This window comes from Prevotella conceptionensis 9403948 (assembly GCF_000312305.1).
Taxonomy (GTDB): Bacteria; Bacteroidota; Bacteroidia; order Bacteroidales; family Bacteroidaceae; genus Prevotella; species Prevotella conceptionensis.
The window spans coordinates 227,250-229,792 of the sequence record NZ_HE999445.1; the positions used below are offsets into that span (position 1 = coordinate 227,250).

4 protein-coding genes are annotated in these 2,543 nt (G+C 52.4%); all 4 read left to right on the forward strand.

Annotated elements, in window-relative coordinates; genetic code table 11:
* Nucleotides 1-101: 101 nt before the first annotated feature.
* Nucleotides 102-506 (forward strand): hypothetical protein, encoded by a 405-nt coding sequence (locus BN93_RS05300; RefSeq protein ID WP_019187305.1) that lies wholly within the window; start codon nucleotides 102-104, stop codon nucleotides 504-506.
* Nucleotides 507-621: 115 nt separating this feature from the next.
* Complete coding sequence (locus tag BN93_RS17390) at nucleotides 622-858, forward strand: hypothetical protein (RefSeq protein WP_157462677.1); 237 nt, start codon at nucleotides 622-624, stop codon at nucleotides 856-858.
* A 48-nt stretch (nucleotides 859-906) separates the two neighbouring features.
* Nucleotides 907-1,734, forward strand: coding sequence for a metal ABC transporter permease (locus BN93_RS05310; protein WP_019187308.1), 828 nt, complete (start codon nucleotides 907-909; stop codon nucleotides 1,732-1,734).
* The coding region (porW, locus tag BN93_RS05315; protein WP_044259894.1) for a type IX secretion system periplasmic lipoprotein PorW/SprE at nucleotides 1,721-2,543 on the forward strand (823 nt) is incomplete at its 3' end. The genes BN93_RS05310 and porW, both read left to right, overlap by 14 nt.

Below are 2,543 nucleotides of genomic sequence, written 5' to 3' on the forward strand. Positions count from 1 at the left end.
AAGAAATAAAAATAAACCAACCTGGCGTGGTGAGCAAGTCGTATCCGCAATTTTGGAGCGACCTTCGCCAGTCGGGATTTGAAATAAACGAAATATAAACAATGCACATACTACTGTTGGCCTTGCTGGGCTTAGCAATCTTTGCGGCCGTGTTGGGACTGCTCTCGCGCAACAAAAACGCGGGCGAGCCTGGTGTGGTAAAGGCCGACACCGCATCGTGTGCCACCTGTTCGGGCGAAGACGAACGGTGCGAACATGATTGCATGTTGGAGGCGGCAGTGCGCGATGTGGAATATTACGACGACGAAGAGTTGGACAAATACCGCGGAAGAGACTCGGCCGACTATACCGACAGCGAGGCCGAAGAGTTTGCCGAGGTGTTCTATACCATGCGCCCAAGCGACGTGCAAGGCTGGAACAGAAGTCTGATACTGCGACAAATAAACCTGCCCAACCAACTGAAAGACGAGGTGATAATGGTCATCAACGATGCCAGGTCGGCCTAACCGCCTCACCCGCGCCACGCCTCAGCATCCTTTTGTCTAGGCGTGCGCTGCCTTATGGCGTGCCTAAGCCCAAGCAAAGGCAAAAGCAAAAGGGCAAGAAAAGGCAAAAGGGCAAGTGCAAGAAAAGGTAAAAGCGCAAGGCCAAAGCCATGCAGCAAACCTTTGTTTGCAAGGCAAGTCGGCCGTGTCGGGTGGCAATTTCAACAATGATTGGCATGCAGCAACCCTTCGTTTGCTAGGCAAGTCTGCCGTGTCGGGTGGCAATTTCAATCATGATTGGCATGCAGCAAACCTTCGTTTGCAAGGCAAGTCTGCCCCTGAAAGTCGTCGCCCACCCCTCCAAAAGCCGTAAGTTGCGGCTTATTGTTGGCCAACAAACAAGTGTGAAACAGATTTTTGAATGAACATATTAGAATACTCCTTCTTTCAGAACGCCCTCCTAGGCTCGCTCTTGGCTAGTGTGCTGTGTGGGTTTATCGGCACATACATCGTTACAAGGCGGCTGGTGTTCATCAGTGGCGGCATCACGCACGCCTCGTTTGGCGGCATCGGGCTAGGCGTATTCTTAGGCATCAACCCCATACTTTCGGCCATGGTGTTCTCCGTTCTCAGTGCTTTCGGCGTGCAATGGATGTCGCGCAGGGGCGATGTGCGCGAAGACTCGGCCATTGCCGTGTTTTGGACCTTCGGAATGAGCCTAGGCATCATCTGCTGTTTCCTATCTCCGGGGTTCATGCCCGACCTTCCTTCCTTTCTCTTTGGCAGCATTCTCACCATCAGCCAGGCCGACCTTTGGCTGCTAGCCGCACTGCTTGTGGTGGTGGTCCTAGTCTTCGCGCTGCTCTATCGCACAATATTAAGTGTGGCTTTCGATGTAGACTTCGCCCGTTCGCAACGCCTGCCCGTGGCGTTTATCGAGTATCTGATGATGGCACTCATCGCCCTAACCATCGTAGGCACACTTCGCATGGTGGGCATAGTGCTAAGTATCAGCCTGCTTACCATACCCCAGATGTCGGCCAACGTGCTAACGCACAACTTCAAGCACATGATTGCATGGAGTATTGTCATCGGTTGGGTAGATTGCCTTATGGGTCTAGGCCTCTCTTACGCCCTCAACGTTCCGTCGGGCGCATCCATTATCTTCGTCAGCATCCTTGTTTATCTTGTGTTAAAGGTGGGCAACATTGCTTTCAAAAAACGCCAACGCCAACTTGAAACCATTTAAATCCACATATAGCCTTGCCTTGTGGCTCGCCCTCGCGCTGCTACTCGCTGCCTGTTCGGCAAGTAAGAACACGGCACGCAGCAGGTGGTGGCAAGCTTTCAACACCCGTTATAACGTTTACTACAACGGAAACATGGCTTATGTAGACGGTATGTTGGAAAAAGAAAACGGCAACCGAGACAACTATACCGAACTTCTCCCCCTCTATCCCGTGGCCAACAAGGGCAGCAAAGAGTTGGGCAAGGGCAACTTCGAGCGCGCTATCCTGAAAAGCGAAAAGGCCATTCAGCTGCACAGCATAAAGAAACGCCCCACGTGGGACAAGAAACGGCGCAAAACCCAACGCGACATCGAATGGCTAAACCGCCGCGAATACAATCCTTTCATGTGGCGCGTGTGGATGCTTATGGGGCGTTCGCAGTTTCATAAGGGCGATTTCGACCAAGCAGCATCTACATTTGCCTACATGTCGCGCCTCTATCGCACGCAACCGCACATATATGCAAAGGCGCGTGCATGGCTTGCCAAGACCTATATTGAACAGGGATGGATGTACGATGCCGAAGATGTTATACGCAACATGAGCCGCGACTCGATGGATTGGCGTGCAGTTAAGGAGTGGGATTACACGCATACGCTCTATCATCTGCACGCAGGCGAGTGGCAAAAGGCCATACCCTACCTGCAAAAGGTTATCAAACACGAGATGCGGCGCAAGCAACGGGCGCGCCAATGGTTTATCATGGGGCAGCTACAAAGGCTTGTGGGCAATCGCGATGCGGCTTATAAGGCTTTCAGAAAGGCGGCAT